The 394-nt window shown below is 54.3% G+C and carries 4 tRNA genes; all 4 read right to left on the bottom strand.

Going from position 1 to position 394, the window contains the following annotated elements:
- Positions 1 to 73, bottom strand: a tRNA-Lys gene (locus tag AC1VNJ_RS26905).
- A 4-nt stretch (positions 74 to 77) separates the two neighbouring features.
- A tRNA-Gln gene (locus AC1VNJ_RS26900) sits at positions 78 to 152 on the bottom strand.
- Between the two features lie 7 nt (positions 153 to 159).
- Positions 160 to 243: transfer RNA gene (locus tag AC1VNJ_RS26895), tRNA-Tyr, on the bottom strand.
- An 8-nt stretch (positions 244 to 251) separates the two neighbouring features.
- A tRNA-Thr gene (locus tag AC1VNJ_RS26890) sits at positions 252 to 327 on the bottom strand.
- Positions 328 to 394 lie beyond the last annotated feature (67 nt).

Here is a 394-nt window from a genome sequence, read left to right as displayed (position 1 = left end):
TGAGCCATGAAGGACTCGAACCTTCGACCCTCTGATTAAAAGTCAGATGCTCTACCAACTGAGCTAATGGCTCTCTATGGCTGGGCTAGCTGGATTCGAACCAACGCATGACGGAATCAAAATCCGTTGCCTTACCGCTTGGCGATAGCCCAATAAAAATGGTGGAGGGGGGCAGATTCGAACTGCCGAACCCGAAGGAGCGGATTTACAGTCCGCCGCGTTTAGCCACTTCGCTACCCCTCCGATATAAATGGTGCCGGCAAGAGGACTTGAACCCCCAACCTACTGATTACAAGTCAGTTGCTCTACCAGTTGAGCTACACCGGCACGGTGGTGGAGGATGACGGGATCGAACCGCCGACCCCCTGCTTGTAAGGCAGGTGCTCTCCCAGCT

The organism is Priestia sp. 3CA3, assembly GCF_056836725.1.
This window is presented reverse-complemented; position numbering and strand designations above follow the sequence as displayed.